Source organism: Pseudoalteromonas sp. SR45-5, from assembly GCF_014163565.1.
Taxonomy (GTDB): domain Bacteria; phylum Pseudomonadota; class Gammaproteobacteria; order Enterobacterales; family Alteromonadaceae; genus Pseudoalteromonas; species Pseudoalteromonas distincta.
The window spans coordinates 1-1,913 of the sequence record NZ_JACJDN010000707.1 but is presented as its reverse complement, the minus strand read 5'-3'; the positions used below and the strand labels follow the sequence as shown (position 1 = coordinate 1,913).

Sequence of the window (1,913 nt, the reverse complement as noted above, 5' to 3'; positions counted from 1 at the left end):
AACCATTCACATTAGTTTATAACTTCCCCATAAAAGAACTCATTATGAAAACACCATTATTAGCGATTTTTGCGAGCAGCTTTGTTGCTTTAAGTAATAGCGCAGTAGCTGCAGAGACTCCTTTTGCCATTGCGATTCATGGTGGGGCAGGGACAATTGAAAAAGCACGATTTACACCCGCTCAAGAAAAAGAGTATCGTGCAAAATTAACGCAAGCAGTAGAGACAGGTTATAAAGTATTACACCAAGGCGGCGAAAGCTTAGATGCGGTGACTGCAGCAATTGCAGTATTAGAGCAATCCCCTTATTTTAATGCAGGGCGTGGAGCGGTATACACCTACGATGGCGGGCATGAGCTTGATGCATCCATAATGGATGGTCGAAACCGTGAAGCAGGCGCAGTTGCGGGTGTAAAGCATATTGAGAGCCCAATTAACTTAGCGCGTTTGGTAATGGATAACTCTGTACACGTAATGCTTAGTGGGCAAGGCGCTGAAGAGTTTGCTAAAGAGCAAGGAGTTGAGCTTGTCGAAAATAACTTATTTGATACCGAGCCTCGTTACAAAGCGCTTTTAAAAGCAAAACAAAAATTAGATAAAGCCAAAGCAACCAGTAAAGAGTACCAAGCCGCGCACAAAGCATTACCTAACTCTTACAAAATGGGCACGGTTGGCGCAGTGGCGCTTGATAAAAATGGTAATTTAGCGGCAGGTACATCAACAGGTGGTATGACCGCAAAACGTTATGGTCGTGTGGGGGATGCGCCGGTAATTGGGGCCGGAACATTTGCTGAAAATGAATCGTGCGCGGTATCGGCAACAGGGCATGGTGAATACTTTATTCGCTATAACGTAGCAAGCGATATATGTGCGCGAGTTAAGTACCAAGGTAAAACCATTGCTGAGGCAGGGGATGAAGTTATAAACGGTGTGCTTAAGCCTATTGGCGGCACTGGCGGCGTAATTATTATTGATACAAAGGGTAATATTAGCTTACCGTTTAATACCTCTGGCATGTATCGGGCAAGTAAATCGAATACGCAAGCGACCTACGTGGGCATTTTTAGTGACGAATAAGTCAACGTCATTTAATTTATTCAATGTAGTTAGCCCTGAAAATAATTGTTTAAAATAAATTTATTATTCACAGTTTAGTTCAATAGCAGCGTTTATATAACAAACAACCCCGCGTTATGCATTTTGTAGGATTAACCCCAGCCGTTTAATTTGATACAATTACGGCTCTTTAACTAATTTTATAAGGTATGCGGGTGGTAAACCTAGGTCAGTTGTTTGGCGAGCTAAAAACGTGCTTAAAAAAAGATCAATTCATTTTCAAAAAACGCTTACATGGCGTAAAAAAAATAACGGATGAAAACAAGCATGCCAACGCGCTTGAAAAAATAGCGGCTGATATAACCCGTAGCCAAGAATTACGCGATAAACGCTTAGCTGGCCTCCCTAAAGTGACTTATCCTGAGCAATTGCCGGTAAGTCAAAAAAAGGAATTAATTAAAGACGCCATTGCAAATAACCAAGTGGTTATTATTGCCGGTGAGACGGGCTCAGGTAAAACAACGCAAATACCTAAAATGTGTTTAGAGCTTGGTCGCGGTGTTGATGGTTTAATTGGTCATACGCAACCACGTCGATTAGCAGCGCGTACTGTGGCTAATCGTATTGCTGAAGAAATGAAGTGTGAACTTGGCCAGCAAGTTGGCTTTAAAATTCGTTTTAGCGATCAGGTATCTAATAATACGTATATTAAATTAATGACCGACGGTATTTTGCTGGCTGAAATTCAGCAAGACCGTTTTTTAAATCAATACGACACGATTATTATTGATGAAGCGCATGAGCGTAGTTTAAATATTGATTTTATTTTAGGTTACTTAAAAAACCTGCTTCCAAAAC

2 protein-coding genes are annotated in these 1,913 nt (G+C 41.1%); both read left to right on the top strand.

Going from position 1 to position 1,913, the window contains the following annotated elements:
* Window positions 1-44: 44 nt before the first annotated feature.
* Complete coding sequence (locus tag H5072_RS18255) at window positions 45-1,076, top strand: isoaspartyl peptidase/L-asparaginase family protein (protein WP_182694362.1); 1,032 nt, start codon at window positions 45-47, stop codon at window positions 1,074-1,076.
* Window positions 1,077-1,270: 194 nt separating this feature from the next.
* Window positions 1,271-1,913 (top strand): AAA family ATPase (locus H5072_RS18250; RefSeq protein WP_182694361.1); only part of this gene is annotated, 643 nt, incomplete at its 3' end.